Below are 23,149 nucleotides of genomic sequence, written 5' to 3'. Positions count from 1 at the left end.
CCCCCGCGACCCTCTTGGTCACCCGGCGATATCGCGAATGGCGATCTCGCTCATGATGCGTGCAAGCACCTGATCGATGGATAATTCCGTGGAATCCAGCTGTATGGCGTCAGCCGCCGGCTTGAGCGGGGCTACCGCTCGCTGGGTGTCGCGCTCATCGCGCGCACGTATCTCATCTAGCAGACTCGACAGACTAACACCCTCGACCTTGCCCTTCAACTGCAAATATCGACGACGGGCCCGTTCCTCGGCACTGGCCGTCAGGAAAATCTTCAGCGGTGCGCCAGGAAAAACCACGGTGCCCATGTCGCGACCATCGGCCACCAGGCCTGGCGCTTCCTGGAATGCGCGCTGGCGTTGCAGCAGCGCCTCACGCACAGCCGGCAGCGCAGCCACCTGGGAAGCACCGGAGCCGACACTTTCGGTGCGGATGACATCACTGACTTCATCGCCTTCCAGGATGATGCGCTGCAGCTGACCGTCGGTCGCCGCAATGAATTGCACATCCAGATGAGCGGCGAGTTTCTTCAGCAGCTCTTCATTGGTCAGGTCGACACCATGGTTATGCGCAGCGAACGCCAGCAGTCGGTACAAGGCACCGGAATCCAGCAGGTTCCAGCCCAGGCGCTTGGCCAGTATCCCGGCTACCGTGCCCTTGCCCGAGCCGCTTGGCCCATCAATGGTGATGACCGGTGCAATGTTGTTCACGACTCAGCCTCTTGGGCAACACGGATACCAACCTGGGCACACAGTGCCAGGAAGTTGGGGAACGACGTCGCGACGTTGGCGCAATCATGGATGCGAATCGGTGCACTTGCGCGCAGCGAAGCGACGCTGAATGCCATGGCGATGCGGTGGTCCCCGTGACCGTGCACTTCGCCACCGCCAATCTGGCCGCCGTCGATGATGATGCCATCCGGAGTCGGCTCGCACTTGACGCCCAACGCCAGCAGGCCGTCCGCCATGACCTGAATGCGGTCGGATTCTTTCACCCGCAACTCTTCGGCGCCGGTCAGCACGGTACGCCCTTGCGCACAGGCGGCAGCGACGAACAGCACCGGGAACTCATCGATAGCCAGTGGGACCAGCTCTTCAGGAATCTCGATACCTTTGAGTTTAGCTGCACGTACGCGCAGGTCAGCTACTGGCTCGCCACCCACTTCACGCTGGTTTTCCAGAGTGATGTCGGCGCCCATCAGACGCAGAATGTCGATGACACCGGTACGGGTCGGGTTGATGCCGACGTGCTCGAGCACCAGTTCCGAACCTTCGGCGATCGATGCCGCCACCAGGAAGAACGCCGACGACGAGATATCGCCCGGCACTTCAATGTGGGTCGCCGTCAGCTTGTTGCCGGACTCGACCGAAGCGGTTGCGCCATCAACGCTGACCGGGTAGCCGAAACCGCGCAGCATGCGCTCGGTATGGTCACGGGTCGGAGCCGGCTCGGTAACGGTAGTCTTGCCCTCGGCATACAGACCCGCCAGCAGCAGGCAGGACTTCACCTGAGCGCTGGCCATCGGCATGGTGTAGGTCAGGCCCTTGAGCTTGTTGCCACCGCGAATGATCATAGGCGGACGGCCTTCAGCGGCGGTCTCGATCACCGCACCCATTTCCCGCAGCGGGTTGGCCACGCGATTCATCGGGCGCTTGGACAACGACGCGTCACCGGTCAGGGTGCTGTCGAAGTCCTGCGCAGCCAGCAAGCCGGACAGCAGGCGCATGGAAGTACCGGAGTTACCCAGGTAGATCGGGCCCGGCGCAGGCTTGAGGCCATGCAGGCCGACGCCATGGATGGTCACGCGACCATGGTGCGGGCCTTCAATGACCACGCCCATGTCGCGGAACGCCTGGAGGGTCGCCAGGGCATCTTCACCCTCAAGGAAGCCTTCGACCTCGGTGACGCCTTCGGCCAGGGAGCCGAGCATGATCGAGCGGTGGGAAATCGATTTGTCACCTGGTACGCGAATCCGACCGGACAGGCGGCCACCAGGTTGAGCCAGGAAAATCAGATCGTTGGAATTCATAGCGTCCACATAGGCCCTGCGGGCCAGGATTTTACTGAAATGCTCGCGGGCAACCCGGGCGCGAGTGAAAACGCCCAACAATTGGTGCCCATCCCCTGCATCGACCGCGTCGCGCAAGGCGTCGAGGTCGCTGCGAAATGTATCGAGTGTGCGCAGGACAGCTTCGCGGTTGGCGAGAAAGATGTCGTGCCACATCACCGGGTCGCTTCCGGCGATTCTTGTGAAATCACGGAAGCCGCCCGCAGCGTAACGGAAGATCTCAAGGTTTTCATTGCGCTTGGCCAGCGAATCGACCAGCCCGAACGCCAACAGATGCGGCAGGTGGCTGGTCGCCGCCAACACTTCATCATGACGCTCGACCTGCATGTGCTCGACATCGGCGCCCAATTCACGCCACAAACGGTCGACCACGCTCAAGGCGGCAGGTTCGGTCTGATCCAGCGGCGTCAGGATGACTTTGTGGCGGCGGAACAACTCGGAATTCGAGGCCTCCACCCCACTCTGCTCGGACCCGGCAATCGGATGCCCCGGCACGAAACGCGGCGGCATGCCACCGAACGCTTCGGCAGCGGCGCGCACCACATTGCCCTTGGCGCTACCAACGTCGGTCAGAATCGCCTGCCCCAAATCCATGGCGGCCAAGCGACCAAGGAGCTTTTCCATGGCCAGGATCGGCACGGCCAGCTGAATCACGTCAGCGCCCTGGCATGCAGCAGCCAGGTCCTCTTCACAGCGATCCACCACCCCCAACTCGACCGCAAGCTTGCGCGATTGCGGGTCGAGATCGACCCCGACCACTTCACGGCACAGACCGCTTTCGCGCAAACCCTTGGCAAACGAACCGCCGATCAACCCGAGACCGACCACCACCAGGCGACCGATCACAGGTTCAGCAGATTGCAGCGCAGTAACATCAACCACGAGCCAGAACCTTGCTCAGCGCTTCCAGGAAGCGGCTGTTCTCTGCCGGCAGGCCAATGGTGACGCGCAGGTGGTTCGGCATGCCGTAGTTGGCCACCGGACGCACAATCACGCCCTCGCGCAGCAAGCCCTGGAACAACGGCGCCGCGACCTGACCGAGATCGACGCAAATGAAGTTGCCTTTGGACGGGATCCAGCTCAACCCCAGCTCACGAAAACCGGCTTCCAGTTGCTGCATGCCGGACTCGTTCAGCTGGCGGCTTTGCGCCAGATACTCTTGATCCTTCAGCGCCGCACAAGCCGCAGCCAACGCCAGGCTGTTGACGTTGAACGGCTGACGCACGCGGTTCAGCACATCCGCCACGACCGCGGTGGAAAGACCATAGCCGACACGCAGCGCCGCCAGGCCATAGGCCTTGGAAAAGGTGCGCGAAACCAGCAGGTTCGGATAGGCCGCGAGGAAGTCCAGGCCGTCCGGCAGATCGCTGCCTTCGGCGTACTCGATGTAGGCCTCGTCCAGCACTACCAACACGTGCTCCGGCACGTCCTGCAGAAATTCGTCCAGTGCTTCGGTATCGAACCAGGTCCCGGTCGGGTTATTAGGGTTGGCGATGAACACTACGCGGGTGTTGGCATCGATGGCGGCGAGCATCGCCGGCAGGTCATGCCCCCATTCCTTGGCCGGAACGACCTTGGCTTGAGCGCCGACCGCCTGAGTGGCGATCGGATACACCGCAAACGCATGCTCGCTGAAGACCGCATTCAGACCCGGCGCCAGGTACGCGCGCGCGACCAGTTCCAGAATGTCGTTGGAGCCGTTGCCCAGGGTCACCTGGCTCAGCTCGACACGGCACTGCTCGGCCAACAGGGACTTGAGCGCGAAACCGTTGCCGTCCGGATAGCGGGTCAGCTCGGCCAACGCGTCACGGATCGCCGCCAGCGCCTTGGGGCTGGCACCCAGCGGGTTTTCGTTGCTCGCCAGCTTGACGATGCTGGCTGGATCGAGATCCAGCTCACGGGCCAGTTCGTCCACGGGCTTGCCCGGAACGTAAGGCGAAAGTTGTTGCACGCCCGGCTGTGCCAGAGCGAGGAAGTTGCCACTCATTTGCTACCGCCCCTTAGAGAACTGCTTTCGGGTAGGAACCCAGCACCTTGAGTGCCACTGCTTCCTGACTGATTTTTTCCAGCACACCCTTGATCAACGGATCGCGGTGGTGTCCGACGAAGTCGATGAAGAACACGTAGGTCCATTTACCACTGCGCGAAGGACGGGTTTCGATCCGCGTCAGGTCGATGCCATTGTCGTGGAACGGCACCAGCAACTCGTGAAGCGCGCCCGGCTTGTTGCTCATCGAGACGATGATCGACGTCTTGTCGTCGCCGGTCGGCGGTACTTCCTGATTGCCGATCATCAGGAAACGCGTGGAGTTATCCGGACGATCCTCGATTTTTTCGGCCAATCGCGTCAGCCCATACAGGCTGGCCGCCATATCGCCAGCGATCGCTGCCGAGTTCCACTCGCCCTTGACCCGCTTGGCCGCTTCAGCGTTGCTTGATACCGCCACGCGCTCGACATTCGGGTAATGCGCGTCCAGCCACTTGCGGCACTGGGCCAGGGACTGGGCATGGGAGTAGATACGGCTGATGCTGTCGGTCTTGGTGTTTTCACCGACCAGCAGATGATGGTGAATGCGCAACTCGACTTCTCCGCAGATCACCATGTCGTGCTCAAGGAAACTGTCGAGGGTGTGGTTGACCGCACCCTCGGTGGAGTTTTCCACCGGGACCACGCCAAAGTTCACCGCACCGGCCGCCACTTCACGGAACACTTCGTCGATCGCCGCCATCGGCTTGCTGATCACCGCGTGGCCAAAGTGCTTCATGGCCGCCGCCTGGGTGAAGGTGCCTTCAGGGCCGAGATAAGCCACTTTCAGCGGCTGCTCCAGCGCCAGGCAAGAAGACATGATTTCACGGAACAGCCGCGCCATCTCTTCGTTGCCCAGGGGCCCCTGGTTACGCTCCATGACTCGCTTGAGCACCTGAGCTTCACGCTCAGGTCGATAGAACACCGGCACTTCGCCTTCGGCCAGCGAGGCCATCTTTACCCGCGCGACTTCCTGGGCGCAACGCGCACGCTCACTGATCAGCTCCAGGACTTTGGTGTCCAGGGCATCAATGCGAACGCGCAGTGCCTTGAGTTCTTGCTCAGACATTAGCCATGTTCCTTCTCGAACTCTGCCATGTAGCCCACCAGCGCATTGACCGCGTTGAGGTCGACGGCGTTATAGATGGAAGCGCGCATGCCACCCACGGAACGGTGACCCTTGAGGTTCAGCAAGCCACGCTCGTCGGCGCCAGCCAGGAACGGCTTGTCGAGACGGTCATCAGCCAGACGAAACGGTACGTTCATCCACGAGCGGTCCGACTTGTTGATCGGATTGCTGTACAGGCCGCTGGCGTCGATGAAGCCGTACAGCGTGCGCTGTTTCACTTCATTGAGCTTGCCGATGGCCTCGACGCCGCCCTGCTCCTTGAGCCATTCGAACACCAGGCCGGACAAGTACCAGGCGAGAGTCGGCGGGGTGTTGTACATCGAGCCGTTGTCGGCCGCGACCTTGTAGTCGAGCATGGTCGGGCACAGGGAGCGAGCATTACCCAGCAGGTCTTCGCGAACGATGTTAACCACGATGCCGCTCGGGCCGATGTTCTTCTGCGCGCCGGCGTAGATCATGCCAAAGCGCGAAACATCCACCGGACGCGAGAGGATGTCAGAAGACATGTCGGCCACCAGCGGCACATCACCTGTTTCCGGGATCCACTGGAATTCCAGGCCGCCGATGGTTTCGTTCGGCGCGTAGTGCACGTAGGCCGCGTCTTTGGACAACTGCCACTCGTTCTGACCAGGAATGGCGAAATAATCATACGGCTTGGCGGTGGCGGCAACGTTGACGTGACCATAGCGCGAAGCTTCTTCAATGGCTTTCTGCGACCAGATACCGGTGTCGATATAGTCGGCAGTACCGCTTTCCGGCAACAGGTTCAGCGGGATCTGAGCGAATTGCTGGCTAGCGCCGCCTTGCAGGAACAGCACTTTATAGTTCGACGGGATATTCAGCAGATCACGCAGGTCCTGCTCGGCCTTGGTGGCGATGGACACGAACTCATCACTTCGATGGCTCATTTCCATGACCGACAGGCCCTTGCCGTGCCAGTCGAGAAGTTCACCCTGGGCGCGCTGCAGGACAGCTTCAGGAAGCGCCGCAGGACCGGCACAGAAGTTATAGGCTCTCTTGCTCACATCCAATCTCGCTCTGATTTGGTGGTATCACGCATTACATCATCAGCCGACACGAATCGAATGCGGGAGCGGACTTGCCTGTGGCGAGGGGGCTTGCCCCCGTTGGGGTGCGAAGCGCCCCTGGAAACCAGTCACCGCAGCCTCGCATGAGACGACAGTGATCGGCTTACGATTGCTGCGCAATCGAACGGGGGCAAGCCCCCTCGCCACAAAAGCCCGGCACCCACAAGGGATCATAGGCGTCGACATTTCATACCGGACAAACAACAAGGGGGCGAATTTTCATCCGCCCCCTGCTTTCCTGCTTATTCCTGCGGTTCTTCGTCAGCAGCGGCGTCGAGTTGCTGGTCCTGGGCAACATCGTCGATCACGACCTCACCGTCGAACACTGCACCCTCTTCACCTTCAAGCTCTTCACCCTCGACTTCCGACGGCTCCTGAACCCGCTCCAGACCGACCAGCGTCTCGTCGTTGGCCAGTTTGATCAGGGTCACGCCCTGGGTATTACGACCCAGACTCGACACTTCGTCGACACGGGTACGCACCAGGGTGCCCTGGTCGGAAATCAGCATGATCTCCTCGCCATCGAGCACCTGGACAGCGCCGACCAGACGGCCGTTACGCTCGTTGCTGACCATGGCGATAACGCCCTGGCCGCCACGCTTGTACTCAGGGAACTCGGTGATCGCCGTACGCTTGCCGTAACCACGGGCCGAAGCCGTGAGGATCTGGCTGCCTTCTTCCGGAATCAGCATCGAAATCAGCTTCTGCCCTTCCGGCAGACGCATGCCGCGAACACCGCGGGCGGTACGGCCCATGGCACGGACGTCGGATTCCTTGAAGCGCGTTACCTTGCCGCCGTCGGAGAACAGCATGACTTCACGCTCGCCATCGGTGATGGCAGCAGAAATCAGCACGTCGCCTTCGTCCAGCTCCAGCGCGATCAGACCGACGCTGCGTTGACGACTGAAGGATTCCAGCGGGGTCTTCTTGACGGTGCCGTTGGCGGTGGCCATGAAGATGAAATGACCTTCGGTGTATTCCTCGACCGGCAGCATGGTGGTGATGTATTCACCGTCATCCAGCGGCAGCAGGTTGACCAGCGGACGACCACGGGCAGCGCGGGACGCTTCAGGGATTTCATAGGTTTTGAGCCAGTACACCTTGCCCTTGCTGGAGAACAGCAGCAGCGTGGTGTGGCTGTTGGCTACCAGCAGGTGAGCGATGTAGTCCTCGTCCTTGACGCCGGTCGCCGACTTGCCCTTACCGCCACGACGCTGGGCCTGGTACGCAGCCAATGGCTGGGTCTTGGCGTAGCCACCGTGGGAAATGGTCACGACGCGCTCTTCTTCCGGGATCATGTCACCCAGGGTCAGGTCGAGACGGGCATCAAGGATTTCGGTGCGGCGCACGTCGCCGTATTCGGCGCGGATCACTTCCAGCTCTTCGCGGATCACTTCCATCAGGCGCGTGGCGCTGTTGAGGATGCGAATCAGCTCGCCGATTTGGTTGAGGATCTCTTGATACTCGGCCAGCAGCTTTTCGTGTTCCAGGCCGGTCAGGCGGTGCAGACGCAATTCCAGAATGGCTTGCGCCTGCTCCGGCGACAGGAAGTACTTGCCTTCGCGCAGGCCGTACTGCGGATCGAGGTTTTCCGGACGGCACGAATCGGCACCGGCACGCTCCACCATCGCCACCACGGCCGAGGATTCCCAAGGGGTGCTGACCAGCGCTTCCTTGGCTTCCGACGGGGTTGGCGATGCCTTGATCAGGGCGATGACCGGGTCGATGTTCGACAGGGCTACTGCTTGACCTTCAAGAATGTGACCACGCTCGCGCGCCTTGCGCAGTTCGAACACGGTACGACGGGTAACCACTTCGCGACGGTGACGCACGAAGGCTTCCAGCAGGTCCTTGAGGTTCAGGATGCGTGGACGGCCATCGATCAGCGCAACGATGTTGATACCGAATACCGCTTGCAGCTGGGTCTGGGCGTAGAGGTTGTTGAGGATGACCTCAGGCACTTCGCCGCGACGCAGCTCGATCACGACGCGCATACCGTCCTTGTCGGACTCGTCACGCAATTCGGTGATGCCTTCGAGTTTCTTCTCTTTCACCAGCTCGGCGATCTTTTCGATTAGACGCGCCTTGTTGAGCTGGTAAGGGAGCTCGGTGATGACGATCTGCTGGCGACCACCGACCTTGTCGATGTCTTCGATCATCGAGCGGGCGCGCATGTAAATGCGTCCGCGACCGGTGCGGTAGGCTTCGATGATGCCGGCGCGACCGTTGATGATCGCAGCGGTCGGGAAGTCCGGACCGGGAATGTATTGCATCAGCTCGTCGACAGTCAGCTCAGGGTTGTCGATGAGTGCCAGGCAACCATCGATGACTTCACCGAGGTTGTGTGGCGGGATGTTGGTCGCCATGCCCACGGCGATACCGCTGGAGCCGTTGACCAGCAGGTTGGGAATACGGGTCGGCATGACCGCCGGGATCATTTCGGTGCCGTCGTAGTTCGGCACCCAGTCCACGGTTTCTTTATGCAGGTCGGCCAGCAGTTCGTGCGCCAGCTTGGTCATGCGCACTTCGGTGTATCGCATGGCTGCGGCGTTGTCGCCGTCCACGGAACCGAAGTTGCCCTGACCGTCTACCAGCAGGTAGCGCAGGGAAAATGGCTGCGCCATCCGAACGATGGTGTCGTACACCGCGGTATCACCGTGCGGGTGATACTTACCGATCACGTCGCCGACAACACGGGCAGATTTCTTGTACGGCTTGTTGAAGTCGTTGCCCAGCTCGCTCATCGCGAACAGCACGCGCCGGTGCACGGGCTTCAAGCCATCGCGCGCATCCGGCAGTGCCCGCCCGACGATTACGCTCATCGCGTAGTCGAGATAGGACTGCTTCAGCTCGTCTTCGATATTGACCGGGAGGATTTCTTTGGCCAGTTCGCCCATGAGAAGCCTGATTCCTTTTTCTGGTGAAACTTCGTCACATCCATATGGGACGAACGAAGCTCGCCGATGCAGGCTGAGTGCCATGCACCGACTTACGACAAATCAACGAGTTATGCCAAGGATCTGCGCAGTAAAGGTTGCCCCATAGGACAACCCTGGAAACCGCCGGATGTTATCACAAGAGCCGCCACGCACCTATCCCCCAGATGCGCATGGAGCATAGTAAGTTGACCGGTGACAGGCTTGACGGGGATCAGAGGGGCTTAGAGCTGCTGCGAATGCCGAATTCGGAGCAGAATTACGGATGTTTATTGACTTTCAGCCCCTGATAGCCAGCAGCCTGGCTCCCACATTTGATCCGCGGTGACCACAAACCCTGTGGGAGCCAGCCTGCTGGCGATGGCGTCCTTTCGAACGCCACGGCCAATCAATGCAGACGCTTGCGGCACATCAACTGCGCCATCTTCGCCGTATCCGGACGCTCGACTATGCCTTTCTCCGTGACGATGGCATCGATCAAATCCGCCGGAGTCACGTCAAATACCGGATTGAACGCATCGACATCAGCACCCACACGCTTGCCGCCGACTTCCAGCAGCTCGCGCCCGTCTCGCTCTTCGATCGGAATGTCGTCACCGCTGGCCAGGTTCATGTCGATGGTCGAACTTGGTGCCACCACCATGAAACGCACACCATGGTGCATGGCATTGACGGCCAGCTGATAGGTGCCGATCTTGTTGGCCACATCGCCATTGGCGGTTATCCGGTCAGCGCCGACGATAACCCAGGTGATGCCCTTGGTCTTCATGATGTGCGCTGCGGCGGAGTCGGCATTGAGGGTCACGGGAATGCCTTCGTTGGCCAATTCCCACGCCGTCAATCGCGAACCTTGCAGCCAGGGACGGGTTTCGTCGGCATAAACGCGCTCGACCATGCCCTCGATGAACGCACCGCGTATCACTCCGAGTGCCGTGCCGAAACCACCGGTAGCCAGCGCGCCGGTATTGCAATGGGTCAGGAATGCCTGGGCATTGCCCTGATGCTTGCGGATCAAGTCCACGCCCAACTGCGCCATGGTCAGGTTGGCTTCGCGATCACTTTCGTGAATGGCGACGGCCTCCGCCTCAAGCGCCGCCAGCGGATCTGCATCCTCCTTCAGGCGATCCAGGCGGTCGCGCATGCGACTCAAGGCCCAGAAAAGGTTCACAGCCGTTGGACGGGAGTCGGCCAGCAATGCGTAATCCTCTTCCCACGCAGCCTGCCAGTCACCGCCCTCGGCAATCCGCGCGCGAGCCGACAGCACCATGGCATACGCGGCACTGATGCCAATGGCCGGCGCACCGCGCACCACCATCGAGCGAATGGCCTCGGCCACACCGGCTGCGTCGGTGTAGGCAATCCAGGTTTCCTCGAAAGGCAAAATACGCTGATCCAGCAGATAAAGAGCGCCGTCACGCCAATCGATGGCCTTCACTTTCTCTGCAGCCAACAGTCGATCGCGCATCCCTCACCCCGTACTCAGTAACAAAAGCCGCCGATTATAGCGATCCCCCCGCGAAGACGCTCGGGTATACTTCGCCATCCTTTACAAAAGCACTGGAACCAACCCTCGATGCCGAACACTGCCGCTGCGCTCGACTTGTTATTGCTGCCGACCTGGCTGGTACCCGTCGAACCCGCTGGTGTCGTCCTCAAGGAACATGGCGTAGGCATCCGTGATGGGCGCGTTGTGTTTATCGGACCACGTTCCGCTGCACTGAAGCTCAATGCAACCGAAATCCGCGAACTTCCCGATATGTTGCTCAGCCCCGGCCTGATCAATGCCCACGGGCATGCAGCGATGACGCTGTTCCGTGGCCTGGCCGATGACCTGCCACTGATGACCTGGCTGGAGAACCACATCTGGCCGGCGGAAGCCAAATGGGTCGACGAGGCATTTGTGCGTGATGGCACGGACCTGGCCATCGCCGAACAGATAAAAGGTGGCATCACCTGCTTCTCTGACATGTACTTTTTCCCGAAAGTTGCCAGCGAACGCGTGCATAACAGCGGCATCCGCGCGCAAATCGCCATTCCGATCCTCGATTGCCCGATACCGGGAGCCAGCACGGCGGACGACGCCATTCGTCAGGGCGTCGAGCTGTTCGGCGATCTCAAGCACCACGAACGCATCAAAGTGACTTTCGGGCCTCACGCACCGTACACCGTAGGGGATGAAAACCTGGAAAAAATCCGGGTAATTGCCGAGGAACTGGATGCGTCGATCCACATGCACGTGCATGAAACCGCCTTTGAGGTGCAACAGTCAGTCGAACAGCGCGGCGAGCGCCCATTGGCCCGACTTGCCCGCCTCGGTTTGCTGGGGCCGCGCTTTCAGGCGGTTCACATGACCCAGATCAGCGAGGAAGACCTGACGCTGCTGGTCGAAAGCAACACCAATGTGATTCATTGCCCGGAGTCGAACCTGAAGCTGGCCAGTGGTTTCTGCCCGGTCGAACGTTTGTGGCAAGCCGGGGTAAACGTGGCTGTCGGCACCGACGGCGCGGCCAGCAACAACGATCTGGACCTGCTCGGCGAAACCCGCACCGCCGCCTTGCTGGCCAAAGCTGTCGCCGGCTCCGCCACTGCGCTGGATGCCCACCGCGCCTTGCGCATGGCCACCCTCAACGGCGCCCGCGCACTGGGCATGGAAGCCGAGGTCGGCTCGCTGGAGATCGGTAAAGCTGCCGACATGGTGGCATTCGACCTTTCCGGCCTGGCCCAGCAACCAGTCTATGACCCGGTTTCGCAGCTTATATATGCCTCTGGCCGGGACTGCGTGAAACACCTTTGGGTCGCTGGCAAGCAATTGCTCGACGACCGTCGCCTGACGCGGCTTGATGAAGAACAGCTCTGCGCCACCGCCAAGAGCTGGGGCCAGCGCATCAGCGGTCGTACCGAATCGTAAGCACCCGACCTCAACATCGGGGCAACAGGATTTTTCAAGTTTTTCGAGGATTTAAACCATGAGCAACGTCGACTACGCCGAAATCGCCAAATTCGAGGCCCTGGCTCATCGCTGGTGGGACCGTGAAAGCGAATTCAAACCACTGCACGACATCAACCCGCTGCGGGTGAACTGGATTGACGAGCGGGTCAACCTGGCCGGCAAGAAAGTTCTCGACGTCGGTTGCGGTGGCGGCATTCTCAGCGAAGCCATGGCCCAGCGCGGCGCAACGGTAACCGGCATCGACATGGGCGAAGCACCCCTGGCGGTCGCGCAACTGCATCAGCTGGAGTCGGGCGTCAACGTCGAGTACCGGCAGATCACCGCCGAAGCCCTGGCCGAAGAAATGCCCGAGCAGTTCGACGTGGTCACCTGCCTGGAAATGCTCGAGCACGTACCGGACCCGTCCTCGGTCATTCGTGCCTGCTTCCGCATGGTCAAGCCCGGCGGCCAGGTGTTCTTCTCCACCATCAACCGCAACCCGAAAGCGTATCTGTTCGCCATTGTCGGCGCCGAATACATCATGAAGCTGCTGCCACGCGGCACCCACGACTTCAAGAAATTCATTCGTCCTTCCGAGCTCGGCGCCTGGAGTCGCATGGCCGGCCTGACTGTCAAGGACATCATCGGCCTGACTTACAACCCGCTGACCAAGCACTACAAACTGGCATCCGACGTGGACGTCAATTACATGATCCAGACCCTGCGCGAGGAGTAAGCCGATGCGAATCAGAGCAGTTCTTTTCGACATGGACGGCACCCTGCTCGACACCGCGCCGGACTTCATTGCGATCTGTCAGGCGATGCGTGCCGACCGCGGCTTGCCGCCGATCAACGACAAGCACATCCGCGACGAGATTTCGGGCGGCGCCAGGGCGATGGTCGCGGTGACCTTCTCCATGGACCCGGAATCGCCGGGGTTCGAGGAACTGCGCCTGGAGTTTCTGGAGCGCTACCTCGTTGGCTGCGCCGTCCACAGCAAGTTGTTCGACGGCATGGGGGAATTGCTCGCCGACATCGAGAAGGCCAATCTGATCTGGGGCGTGGTCACCAACAAGCCGCTGCGTTTCGCCGAACCAATCATGCAGCAGCTGGGATTGGCCGAGCGCTCGGCGCTGCTGATCTGTCCGGATCATGTGAAGAACAGCAAACCGGATCCGGAGCCGCTGATCCTGGCCTGCAAGATGCTCGACCTGGACCCGGCCAGCGTGCTGTTCGTCGGCGATGACCTGCGCGATATCGAGTCGGGGCGTGATGCGGGTACCAGGACCGCCGCCGTGACCTTCGGCTATATACACCCGGACGATAACCCGCGGCATTGGGGCGCGGATGTGGTGGTGGATCATCCGCTCGAGTTGCGCAAGGTGCTTGATAGCGCGCTTTGTGGTTGCTGAGCGTACTGATTGCAGGGTGCTTTGTGGCGAGAGGGCTTGCCCCCCCGCTGGACTACGCAGTAGTCCCAGTTTTTTGGGGCCGCTTCGCAGCCCAACGGGGGCAAGCCCCCTCGCCACAGCAAGCCCCCTCGCCGCAAGCCCCCTTGCCACAGGAACTTCCTCGCCATGAGCGCGTTGCCTGCCTACTGAATTGTTGTGAGGTTTTTTATGTTTGATTACTCCGCTCACCCCGAATTGCTCAAGGACCGGGTCATCCTGGTCACGGGCGCTGGTCGCGGCATTGGCGCGGCCGCTGCGAAAACCTATGCAGCCCACGGCGCTACAGTGCTGTTGCTGGGCAAGACCGAAGCCAACCTGACCCAGATCTACGACGAAATCGAAGCCGCCGGCCATCCACAACCGGCGGTCATTCCGTTTAACCTCGAAACCGCCCTGCCCCATCAATACGATGAGCTGGCAACGATGATCGAAAGTGAATTCGGACATCTCGACGGCTTGCTGCACAACGCATCGATCATCGGCCCGCGCACGCCGATCGAACAGCTCTCCGGCGAAAACTTCATGCGAGTCATGCAAGTCAACGTCAACGCCATGTTCATGCTCACCAGCACCCTGCTGCCGTTGTTGAAGCTGTCTCAGGATGCTTCGGTGGTGTTCACTTCCAGCAGCGTCGGTCGCAAGGGGCGTGCGTACTGGGGCGCTTATGGCGTCTCCAAATTCGCCACTGAAGGTCTGATGCAGACCCTGGCTGACGAAGTCGATACCGTGGCGCCAGTGCGTTCCAACAGCATCAACCCGGGAGCCACCCGCACCAGCATGCGTGCCCAGGCTTACCCAGGGGAAAACCCGCTGAACAACCCGACGCCCGAAGAGATCATGCCCGTGTACCTGTACCTGATGGGACCAGACAGCACAGGCATCAACGGCCAGGCTTTCAACGCACAGTAGATATGCGTATTGCGTTGAGTGTCGCGCCGGCCTGCCCTCGCGACACTCAACGCAAGTTCAATCAAGTACTCCCCCCTGCCAGCCCAATCGTCAAAGTTAATGACTCTTTAATAGATTGATTAATAACGACTTTTATTAAACTGAACTGAATGACACGCCTTTCGCTCTAAAATTGCTCAACATGCAACGTGAAAGCAGGTGGGCGTCGTTTACGTCGATAGTTACTCATGTTCGACAAAGCAGATTAAACTTGTACGAAATGTCCTACGGGACTGATGGACCAGTACGACGCGCAGCCCATAGCCGCTCTCACCCAGCTTGTAAGACTGTCTTACCGCTTAGGGGCGCACGCCTTATGAAAACACCTTCCCAGACCAATGCAATTGACTTCGATAGCGCCAAATTGCAACGCCTGGGCTTTGGTCAGCAATCTCCCCTTCTGGAAAGGCCCCTCAGCCTTGCGCAATTGCGTCAACAATTGAGCATGCAACTGCAAACCAGTCTCGAGCCGCAACGCATTCTCGGAATTTTCTATCGGGAAATTCAGCGAATGGTGCCCCTCGACGCTCTGAGCTATCAGCACAATAGCTGCGACCTGCGCCTGGAGTTCGGCGAGCGCGGCCACCACTCGGTCAGCTACAGCTTGAGCCATGAGGGCGAGCATCTGGGCGAGCTGGTCTTTCGTCGCAATCGGCGTTTCGATGAGCAGGAACAGGGAAACCTTGAGTCCTTGCTGGCGGCGTTGCTGTATCCGATGCGCAATGCCTTGCTCTACCGTACCGCCACCCAAAGTGCCTTGCGCGATCCACTGACGGACATTGGCAACCGCATCGCCATGGATCAGACGCTGCTACGGGAAACCGAGCTTTCACGGCGCCACCTGCAACCGCTCTCACTGTTGATGCTCGATATCGATCACTTCAAGAGAATCAACGACAGCTATGGCCACGGCGTTGGCGATGACATGCTCAAGGCGGTTGCTGCCTCGATCAAGCACCAGTTGCGTAACGTGGACATGGTGTTCCGCTACGGCGGCGAGGAGTTTCTGATTCTTCTGTCCAACACCACCCGGGAGTCAGCGGCCATGGTCGGCGAACGCCTGCGGTTTGCCATTGAGGCCGAGCATTATCTGGCCGAAGGCAACTCGATCGAACTGACCGTCAGCCTCGGCTGCTCGACCCTGCAGCCCGGTGAGTCTGCCGACAGCCTGCTGCGAAGAGCCGATAGCGCGCTGTATGTGGCAAAGCGCGAGGGGCGCAACCGGTTGGCGATGGCTGGGTGATCGATTAGTCCAGCAAATAATCAATGTGTGGCGAGGGGGCTTGCCCCCGTTGGACTACGCAGTAGCCCCCAGGAACAGTGTTTTGGGGCCGCTTCGCGGCCCGACGGGGGCAAGCCCCCTCGCCACACATGCCCCCTCGCCACAGTTTCTCCTACATCAACCAGCCATTGAATCAGCCTTCGGCCAGTGCCATGCGCTCACGAGCGAGCGGCGTTCGCTCCGAGTGCTCCAACTGCATGCAACGTTCAAGAAACAGGTACATGTAGTCGTAGCTCTTGCACACGGCCTGACGCAATTGCGCTTGCAGGGATTTGCTCGGGTTCATGCCAGCTAACGTACAGATGATTTCCAGCGCCTCCCAGGGATGGGCATCATCGTACTGGGCATGCATCTTCAGCCATTTCATCGCGCGCTTGCGATCTTCCTCAGGGAAGGAAGCCGCATAGACGCCGTTGGAACAGACCACCGCCGACCACTCACCGGTGGCCCCTTCGATGGCATAGTTGGTGGCGGCAATGGCAACGATCAGCGAATCGGCCGAACTGGTATGCCAGCACCAATGGCTCAGGGCGTGAAGCTCCGGGGCCACCTGTTGCGCCTGCAGTTCTTCCAGACTGACACCGTGGGCACGACTCCAGTGCACCCAGTAATCGGCGTGATTCAATTCGACGCGAATGTTGCGCATCAGCCAGCGCCGCGCCATGTCCTCACCGGGATGACGGGCAAAGCGGGTCTTGGTCAGGTTTTGTGCCATGTACAACGCGAACTGTTCTACCACCGGCCAGCCACCGATCAGGTACTGGCGCATGGTCCTCGCACTGAGCTTGTTGTCTCGCATGCGCTGATACAGTTCGTGTTCGACTACCCGGCGTTTGCTCTCGCTGCAATCCTGTATCAGGCGCTGGGCCCAGGCGGGATAACTTGCAGCTTCCATGAGGGGTCCGGTTCTGTTGAATGTGTCGATCACTGTCGAGCTCCTTTTGATTGTGATTGTTCAGATCGACAAGAGACTTCAACGGAGCGTGCCAGGGGCCTTGAACAACAAAGGCTGGGGCCTGGCAGGACGACTTAGCAAGCTATCGCAGGTAAACCGATGCGGGCGTTCAATGACATACCCTTGAGCATAATCCACCCCGATTTCCAGCAATGCCTGCTCGATTTGAGGCGTTTCGACAAACTCTGCAATCGTACGCTTACCCATGACATGACCGATGTGATTGATCACTTCGACCATGGCGCGGTTAATCGGGTCGTCCAGCATATCCTTTACGAAACTCCCGTCGATCTTCAGGAAGTCTACAGGCAAATGTTTCAGGTACGCGAACGAGGACATTCCGGCACAAAAGTCGTCGAGCGAAAAATGGCAGCCTAAGCTTTTGAGTTCATTAATAAATCTGATAGCGCTGCCAAGATTTGAAATTGCACTGGTTTCAGTAATTTCAAAACAAATCATTTCAGGGGGAATCGAGTACGTGACAAACCGTTCACGGAGGAAGTCCAGAAAGGCCTCATCACCAATGGTCGTACCTGACAGATTGATCGCACACATGGCCAGCGCCGCCGCGCTCTGCTCGGCCTGACACTGGGCAATGATCTTGAACACGTTCTCTACCACCCAACGGTCAAGGGAACTCATCAGACCATAACGCTCGGCCGCTGGAATGAAACTGTCGGGCAGGATCATGCGCCCGGCTTCATCATGCAGGCGCAGCAGGATTTCGATATGTCCACTGCCGTGTTCGGTATGGCCCAAGGGTGCGATTTCCTGGGCGTACAGGCAGAAGCGGTCCTCTTCCAGCGCAATGTGCAAGCGCTGTACCCAGGCCATTTCGCCAAAACGCAGGGACAACTCCGAATCGTCCGGGTAATAGACCTGAACGCGGTTACGCCCCTTTTCCTTGGCCATATAGCAGGCCATGTCGGCAGCACGCAGTGAAGCTTCGAGCGTTGTCGGGATCTGCGTAACATGCACCAGCCCGACACTGACGGTGGTGACGAATGAACGCCCCTTCCACACGAAATGCAGGTTCTGCACAGTCTGGCGCAGGCTCTCGGCAATCTTTTCCGCGGCCTCTGGCGCACAGTTTTCCAGGAGGATGCCAAACTCGTCGCCGCCCAACCGGGCCAGGGTATCGCCTTCACGCAGACCCGATTGCAACAGCGCGCAGATATGTCGCAGCAACTCATCACCCGCCGCGTGACCGCAGGTATCGTTGACCAGCTTGAATTGATCCAGATCCAGGAACATCAGCGAATGGCGTCCGGCGTGCCGTGTCAGGTTGTGCAGCGCCTGCTCCAGGCGGTACTCGAATTCGCGACGGTTGGCGAGCCCGGTCAAGGCGTCGTGGGTCGCCTGCCAGGACAGATTGGCGATGTACTGCCGCTCCTGAGTCATGTCGTGCAGCACCAGCACAGTGCCGCTGACTTTACCCGCGTTAAGGATCGGCGCCCCCACCAGGGTAACCGCCACCGTGCTGCCGTCCAGGCGCTGGATCAGCCGGGAATGGTCACTGCCACCGCTCAACTGACCGCTCAAGATATGTTCGATCAGGGTAAAGCCATCCGTCTGGGCATTTTCGTCCAGCAGATTGAACAGCGCCGCCAGCGGCAACCCTGTGGCTTGCTCGGCTTTCCAGTGGGTCAACGCTTCGGCGGCCGGGTTCATGTAGGCGATAGCGCCTGAAACATCCGTGGTGATCACCCCATCGCCAATCGACTGCAAAGTGATTTGTGCGCGGTCTTTCTCCAACTGCAGGGCATCGGCGAAAGCATGGCGTTGCTTGAGCAGTTTACGGGTGCGCAACAAGGCCAATACGATCAGGCCCAGCGCTGTGGCCAGGTTCGTGACCAGCAGCAGACGCAGAATCATCCGCGAGCCTTCGCCCAGGGCGTCACTGAAGGCTTTCTCCGCTGGAGTCACGCCATCGTTAATAACGAAAATCTGCTCCTTCCAGCGCCGGATATCAGCCTCGGATGCCTGATCGGCGCTGATGCCGAGATGCATTTGCTGTGCAACTTCTTCGAGCCGGACCAGATAGGTATCACCGACCATCCACCGCTCGATAGCTTTTTCCAGATAACTGAAATGACGAAAATTGAGGTAAAGCCAGATCACGCTGGAGACGTCGTCCGGGTGGTTGCCACCCTTGAGGATTGCCAGTCGCGCAATCTCGATGTCCGGGGGTTGCTGGTCCAGCGCCAAGCGCAACTCATGACCACTCTGGGGCACCGCGATGGCGTTCTGATATTTGCGGAAAATTGCCTCATCGCGACTGTCAGCGTAGAGGTTGAGGTAATAGATGGCGTCTTTCTGTCCCTTGGACCACAGGCTTTCACCAGCAACGTAGCCACGGACCGCCGACAGCACATAAAGGCTGACCCCACCCAGCAGGGCCTGAAATAGCACAACGGCAATGAATGGCCAGACGATGCCCAACAACCGTGGCGTTCCGAGAGTCCGCGTTTGATTCATGAGGTCCCTTGTCTTAGCACTGCTCAATCGCCATCCGGACGATAATTGCTATCGCTAGACTAGGTGGCGAATCCATTCCCGGCAAGCTTCAGCTCTTGCCCGGACGATTCGCCATGGTGGTGAACTTCGGGTGCGCAACGGCTTGCTGTATTCAAACGGAGATCGATAAACCCTGCCGGCTGCGCTACAACTGCTGCAAATGCCCATACAGCTTTGCGTACAAGCCACCATCGGCAATCAGCTGCTGGTGGTCGCCATCTTCGGCGATTTGACCGCCATCGAACACCAGTACCCGGTCCGCCTGTTTTACCGCAGAAAGTCGATGGGCAATGATCAGCGTGGTGCGATTGCTCAGGAAACGCGCCAGGGCCTGGTGCAGGTTGTACTCGGTGGCGGCGTCCAGCGCGGACGTGGCCTCGTCGAGGATCACCACTTTAGGCTCGGCCAGCACCATCCGCGCGATGGCCAGGCGTTGCCGCTGACCGCCGGACAAACGGACGCCGGAGCGCCCGACGATGCTGTCCAGGCCATTGGGCAATTGTCGGACTGTAATGTGCAGTTGTGCGATTTCCAGTGCCTGCCAGCAGGCTTCGTCACTGCGCTCGCGGCCCATGGTCAGGTTGGCGCGGATGGTGTCGTTGAACAGAGCCGGATGCTGCAGGACCACGGCGACATTTTCCCGCACGGTTTCCAGGCCGATCTCTTGTTGAGTCGAACCGCCGAAGCGAATGGTTCCGGCCAATGGCGTGTACAAACCCAACAGCAGCTGCACCAGGGTGCTCTTGCCGCCGCCACTCGCGCCGACGATCGCGACCTTTTCACCGGGGGCAATGGACAGGTTCATCTGGTTCAGGACCAGTTCCTCACCGTAGCCGAAGCTCAACCCCTGGACCTCGATCCCGACGGTTTCGCGACCGTGAAACGGGTCGACTCCGCCCGGGTATTCGGGCTCGTCGGCACGGGACAGCAGCTCATTGATCCGTGACAGCGCTCCGCCGGCGGCATAGTAGGCGTATTGCAGGTTCAGCAATTGTTCCACCGGACCGATCATGAACCACAGGTAGCTGAACACGGCGAGCATCTGGCCGATGGACAGGTCGGAGAACAATACGGTGAGCATGGCGGCAGCACGAAAAATATCGATGCCGAACTGGAACAGCAAGCCGCTGGCCCGGTTCGACGCATCGGTCTTCCACTGCGAATTGACCGCATAATCGCGCACATCCCGGGCGCGCTGCCCCAGGCGACCAAGGAAGAACCCCTGGCGGTTGCCGGCACGTACTTCCTGAATCGCATCGAGGGTTTCGGTCAAGGCCTGCGTGAAGCGCGAGGTGCTGTCGTTCTCGAGCTTCTTAAGGTGTTTGACGCGCTTGCCCAACTGCACCGTGGCGTAGATCACCAGCGGGTTGAACAGCAGAATCAGCAGCGCCAGCTTCCAGTGCATCCACATCAGGATGCCGGAGGTACCGACCAGGGTCAGCATGGCCACGAGGAAACGACTGAGGGTTTCGCCGATGAATTTGTCCAGGGTATCCAGATCGGTGACCAGATGGGTCGTGACCGTGCCGCTGCCCAGGCTTTCGTATTCGCCCAGCGAGATACGCTTGAGCCGTTCGATCAGGCGTATGCGGATACGATAGACGATGTCCTTGGCCAGCCCCGCGAACAATTTCGCCTGCACCACGTTGAACAGCAGGGCGCTGCAACGCAGGATCAAGGTCACCAGCAGCATCAGGCCGATGTAGCCCGCCGCTTTCTGCCAGGCGTCGGGCAAGGCGTGGTTCATGACCTTCAACGCCGCGTCACCGTGGCCCAGCAACACCTCGTCTACCAGCAACGGCAGGAGCAACGGAATCGGCACGCTACACAAGGTTGCCAGCACGGCCACGCCGTTGGCGATCCACAGGGATTTCTTGTGATGCAGGGCCAGGCGGCGGATTTCCGCCCAGCTCAGGCGGTCGACACGTTTTGCTGCAGGGCTATCGTCGGGCAAATCAGGCACAGGCAGCACGCTCCAGCCAGCGGCCGAGCAGCGGGGACAGCTCACTGAGCGGTTGATAGCCATTGGTCAACAATGCCAACTGACCGTTACGCTCAGCCAGCAGGGTCGGGAAACCGGCTATGCCCAAGTCCTGCACCCAGCTGAAATCCGCATTGGTTGCAGCGTGCATATCGGCACGATCGAAGGCTGCAGCAAATTCGATCCGTGGTACGCCGGCCTGCTCGGCCAACTCCACCAGCACACTGGCACGAGTGACGTCGCGACCTTCGGCATAAAACGCCTGCTGAATCAGCCCCAGCAGTGTCCACGCGCAATCCGGCGCCAGGCCGCGCGCCGTCACCAGCGCCCGGCAGGCAGGTTCGGTGTCGTAGACAAAGCCGTCAGGCAACGCACCTTCGAGTTTGAACGGTTGGCCGGTGGCTTCGGTGACCGCCCGCCAATGTTCAAGGATATAACGCCGGGTGCCTGGCTCCAGCGCTGCGCCGTTGCCGGTACGCAGCCCGCCCACGATCAGGTGGACGTCAACGCCAGCAGCTTGCGCCTGCTCCACCAGTGCGTTGGCTACCGGGGCAAAGCCCCAGCACCAGGAACACATCGGGTCCATCACATAGAGCAGGCGCGCGGACATGGTTCAGGCCTCGGAGGTTGCTTGCTTGTAGTTGTAGCCGATCGGGTGAGGCTGGTTACGAGCCTTGGCCAGTTCGATCTGCTTTTGCCGGTCGATGGCACTGCGACGGGTCTTTTCACTCAGCTTATCCCAGCAATGCGGGCAACTGATGCCGGCCACGTAATGCTCGGACGCACGGTCTTCCACGCTGACCGGTGTACGGCAGGCATGGCACTGATCGTAGTCACCTTCGCTCAAGTCGTGGCGCACGGTCACGCGGTTATCGAACACGAAGCAGTCGCCCTGCCACTTGGTCTGTTCCTGCGGTACCTCTTCGAGGTACTTCAGAATGCCGCCCTTGAGGTGGTAGACCTCATCGAAGCCCTCGCTGAGCATAAAGCTCGACGCCTTCTCGCAGCGGATACCACCGGTGCAGAACATCGCGACCTTCTTGTGTACGGCCGGGTCGAAGTTGGCTTTGATGTAGTCGGGAAACTCGCGAAAACTGGTGGTTTTCGGGTCGATGGCGCCTTCGAAGGTACCAATCGAGACTTCGTAATCGTTACGGGTATCGATCAACAGAACTTCAGGGTCGCTGATCAGCGCATTCCAGTCCTGCGGATCGACGTAGGTGCCGACCTTTTTGTTCGGGTCCACGCCTTCGACGCCGAGGGTGACGATCTCTTTCTTGAGCTTGACCTTGGTGCGATAGAACGGCTGCTCGTCGCAATACGATTCTTTGTGGTCGATGTCGTCCATGCGCGGGTCGTTCTTGAGCCAGGCCATGAGCCCGTCGATACCTTCGCGGCTGCCCGACACCGTGCCGTTGATGCCTTCTTCGGCAATCAGCAGGGTGCCCTTGATGCCGTTGTCGACCATTGCTTGCAGCAGCGGCTCGCGCAGGGCGACGTAATCTTGCAGGGTGACGAACTTATACAGTGCCGCCACGACAATCTGTTGTGTCATGGGTAAATCTCCAGGTGGCTACCCTCGCAAAGGGTGAACCGGATATGAAAAAAAACGCGCCGGGTTAGCGGCGCGCTGCTTAGTCTAACAAAAATACTGAGGCATTTGGACTGTGGCGAGGGGGCTTGCCCCCGTTGGGCCGCGGAGCGCCCCCCCACCATCAGTTCAGACCAATCGAGATATCCGGATTTACGACTGCTGCGCAGCCGAACGGGGGCAAGCCCCCTCACCACAACAGCCCTGCAACCATCAGCCTTCAGCCTTCAGCCCTCAGACCTCCAGCCCT

General features: G+C 59.9%; 17 protein-coding genes. 5 read left to right on the top strand and 12 right to left on the bottom strand.

The features are described 5' to 3' along the window. Window positions 1-18 precede the first annotated feature (18 nt). The 7 genes from cmk to mtnA form a co-directional block, all read right to left on the bottom strand. Entirely contained in the window at window positions 19-708 is a 690-nt protein-coding gene (gene cmk, locus KW839_RS20005) for a (d)CMP kinase (protein WP_060540880.1), read from the bottom strand. After that, window positions 705-2,912 carry a bifunctional prephenate dehydrogenase/3-phosphoshikimate 1-carboxyvinyltransferase gene (locus KW839_RS20000; protein ID WP_371318089.1) on the bottom strand — a complete coding sequence of 736 codons (2,208 nt, stop codon included), beginning with the start codon at window positions 2,910-2,912 and terminating at the stop codon, window positions 705-707. The genes cmk and KW839_RS20000 overlap by 4 nt, the downstream gene beginning before the upstream one ends. Window positions 2,913-2,940: 28 nt before the next feature. Next, a complete protein-coding gene (hisC, locus tag KW839_RS19995; protein WP_218425275.1) occupies window positions 2,941-4,053 on the bottom strand; it encodes a histidinol-phosphate transaminase in 1,113 nt (370 codons plus the stop codon). 13 nt (window positions 4,054-4,066) lie between these two features. After that, window positions 4,067-5,161, bottom strand: a complete 1,095-nt coding sequence (gene pheA / locus KW839_RS19990) for a prephenate dehydratase (RefSeq protein WP_060540878.1) — start codon at window positions 5,159-5,161, stop codon at window positions 4,067-4,069. Further along, window positions 5,161-6,246, bottom strand: coding sequence for a 3-phosphoserine/phosphohydroxythreonine transaminase (gene serC, locus KW839_RS19985; RefSeq protein ID WP_218425274.1), 1,086 nt, complete (start codon window positions 6,244-6,246; stop codon window positions 5,161-5,163). The genes pheA and serC overlap by 1 nt, the downstream gene beginning before the upstream one ends. A gap of 305 nt (window positions 6,247-6,551) precedes the next feature. Next, window positions 6,552-9,206, bottom strand: coding sequence for a DNA gyrase subunit A (gene gyrA / locus KW839_RS19980; protein WP_218425273.1), 2,655 nt, complete (start codon window positions 9,204-9,206; stop codon window positions 6,552-6,554). Between the two features lie 427 nt (window positions 9,207-9,633). Then, window positions 9,634-10,710, bottom strand: a complete 1,077-nt coding sequence (gene mtnA, locus KW839_RS19975) for an S-methyl-5-thioribose-1-phosphate isomerase (RefSeq protein WP_060540875.1) — start codon at window positions 10,708-10,710, stop codon at window positions 9,634-9,636. A gap of 108 nt (window positions 10,711-10,818) precedes the next feature. Between mtnA and KW839_RS19970 the strand changes: the two genes are divergently transcribed. From KW839_RS19970 to KW839_RS19950, 5 genes are all read left to right on the top strand, one after another. Then, a complete protein-coding gene (locus KW839_RS19970) occupies window positions 10,819-12,153 on the top strand; it encodes a TRZ/ATZ family hydrolase (RefSeq protein ID WP_218425272.1) in 1,335 nt (444 codons plus the stop codon). Between the two features lie 58 nt (window positions 12,154-12,211). Then, a complete protein-coding gene (gene ubiG / locus KW839_RS19965) occupies window positions 12,212-12,910 on the top strand; it encodes a bifunctional 2-polyprenyl-6-hydroxyphenol methylase/3-demethylubiquinol 3-O-methyltransferase UbiG (RefSeq protein WP_008065228.1) in 699 nt (232 codons plus the stop codon). Window positions 12,911-12,914: 4 nt separating this feature from the next. Further along, complete coding sequence (gene mupP, locus KW839_RS19960; protein WP_218425271.1) at window positions 12,915-13,586, top strand: N-acetylmuramic acid 6-phosphate phosphatase MupP; 672 nt, start codon at window positions 12,915-12,917, stop codon at window positions 13,584-13,586. A gap of 207 nt (window positions 13,587-13,793) precedes the next feature. After that, window positions 13,794-14,534 carry a YciK family oxidoreductase gene (locus KW839_RS19955; protein WP_218425270.1) on the top strand — a complete coding sequence of 247 codons (741 nt, stop codon included), beginning with the start codon at window positions 13,794-13,796 and terminating at the stop codon, window positions 14,532-14,534. A gap of 355 nt (window positions 14,535-14,889) precedes the next feature. Further along, window positions 14,890-15,816 carry a GGDEF domain-containing protein gene (locus KW839_RS19950; RefSeq protein ID WP_060540871.1) on the top strand — a complete coding sequence of 309 codons (927 nt, stop codon included), beginning with the start codon at window positions 14,890-14,892 and terminating at the stop codon, window positions 15,814-15,816. 172 nt (window positions 15,817-15,988) lie between these two features. Here KW839_RS19950 and KW839_RS19945 read toward each other — a convergent pair whose 3' ends face one another. From KW839_RS19945 to KW839_RS19925, 5 genes are all read right to left on the bottom strand, one after another. Next, complete coding sequence (locus KW839_RS19945; RefSeq protein WP_256352754.1) at window positions 15,989-16,750, bottom strand: TenA family transcriptional regulator; 762 nt, start codon at window positions 16,748-16,750, stop codon at window positions 15,989-15,991. 78 nt (window positions 16,751-16,828) lie between these two features. Further along, the gene (locus KW839_RS19940; protein ID WP_218425269.1) at window positions 16,829-19,288 is read right to left on the bottom strand and encodes an EAL domain-containing protein; all 2,460 of its coding nucleotides are present in this window, start codon (window positions 19,286-19,288) and stop codon (window positions 16,829-16,831) included. A 184-nt stretch (window positions 19,289-19,472) separates the two neighbouring features. Further along, on the bottom strand, window positions 19,473-21,290 hold the full coding sequence (locus KW839_RS19935) for an ABC transporter ATP-binding protein (RefSeq protein WP_060540868.1): 1,818 nt from the start codon (window positions 21,288-21,290) through the stop codon (window positions 19,473-19,475). Continuing rightward, window positions 21,283-21,918, bottom strand: a complete 636-nt coding sequence (locus KW839_RS19930; protein WP_218425268.1) for a DsbA family protein — start codon at window positions 21,916-21,918, stop codon at window positions 21,283-21,285. Before KW839_RS19930 ends, KW839_RS19935 begins: the two co-directional genes overlap by 8 nt. 3 nt (window positions 21,919-21,921) lie before the next feature. Further along, window positions 21,922-22,863 (bottom strand): rhodanese-related sulfurtransferase, encoded by a 942-nt coding sequence (locus KW839_RS19925; protein ID WP_218425267.1) that lies wholly within the window; start codon window positions 22,861-22,863, stop codon window positions 21,922-21,924. Between the last annotated feature and the right edge of the window lie 286 nt (window positions 22,864-23,149).

The sequence above is a fragment of the Pseudomonas sp. PDM31 genome (genome assembly GCF_019218965.1).
In the GTDB taxonomy this organism is placed as follows: Bacteria; Pseudomonadota; Gammaproteobacteria; order Pseudomonadales; family Pseudomonadaceae; genus Aquipseudomonas.
The sequence above is the reverse complement of the archived record's forward strand: the minus strand, read 5'-3'. Positions and strand labels throughout refer to the sequence as shown.

Coding starts and splice junctions, on each gene's coding strand:
- hisC (WP_218425275.1), bottom strand. CDS start 4,053: ATGAGTGGCAACTTCCTCGCTCTGGCACAGCCGGGCGTGCAACAACTT.
- pheA (WP_060540878.1), bottom strand. CDS start 5,161: ATGTCTGAGCAAGAACTCAAGGCACTGCGCGTTCGCATTGATGCCCTG.
- gyrA (WP_218425273.1), bottom strand. CDS start 9,206: ATGGGCGAACTGGCCAAAGAAATCCTCCCGGTCAATATCGAAGACGAG.
- mtnA (WP_060540875.1), bottom strand. CDS start 10,710: ATGCGCGATCGACTGTTGGCTGCAGAGAAAGTGAAGGCCATCGATTGG.
- KW839_RS19970 (WP_218425272.1), top strand. CDS start 10,819: ATGCCGAACACTGCCGCTGCGCTCGACTTGTTATTGCTGCCGACCTGG.
- ubiG (WP_008065228.1), top strand. CDS start 12,212: ATGAGCAACGTCGACTACGCCGAAATCGCCAAATTCGAGGCCCTGGCT.
- mupP (WP_218425271.1), top strand. CDS start 12,915: ATGCGAATCAGAGCAGTTCTTTTCGACATGGACGGCACCCTGCTCGAC.
- KW839_RS19955 (WP_218425270.1), top strand. CDS start 13,794: ATGTTTGATTACTCCGCTCACCCCGAATTGCTCAAGGACCGGGTCATC.
- KW839_RS19950 (WP_060540871.1), top strand. CDS start 14,890: ATGAAAACACCTTCCCAGACCAATGCAATTGACTTCGATAGCGCCAAA.
- KW839_RS19945 (WP_256352754.1), bottom strand. CDS start 16,750: ATGGAAGCTGCAAGTTATCCCGCCTGGGCCCAGCGCCTGATACAGGAT.
- KW839_RS19940 (WP_218425269.1), bottom strand. CDS start 19,288: ATGAATCAAACGCGGACTCTCGGAACGCCACGGTTGTTGGGCATCGTC.
- KW839_RS19930 (WP_218425268.1), bottom strand. CDS start 21,918: ATGTCCGCGCGCCTGCTCTATGTGATGGACCCGATGTGTTCCTGGTGC.
- KW839_RS19925 (WP_218425267.1), bottom strand. CDS start 22,863: ATGACACAACAGATTGTCGTGGCGGCACTGTATAAGTTCGTCACCCTG.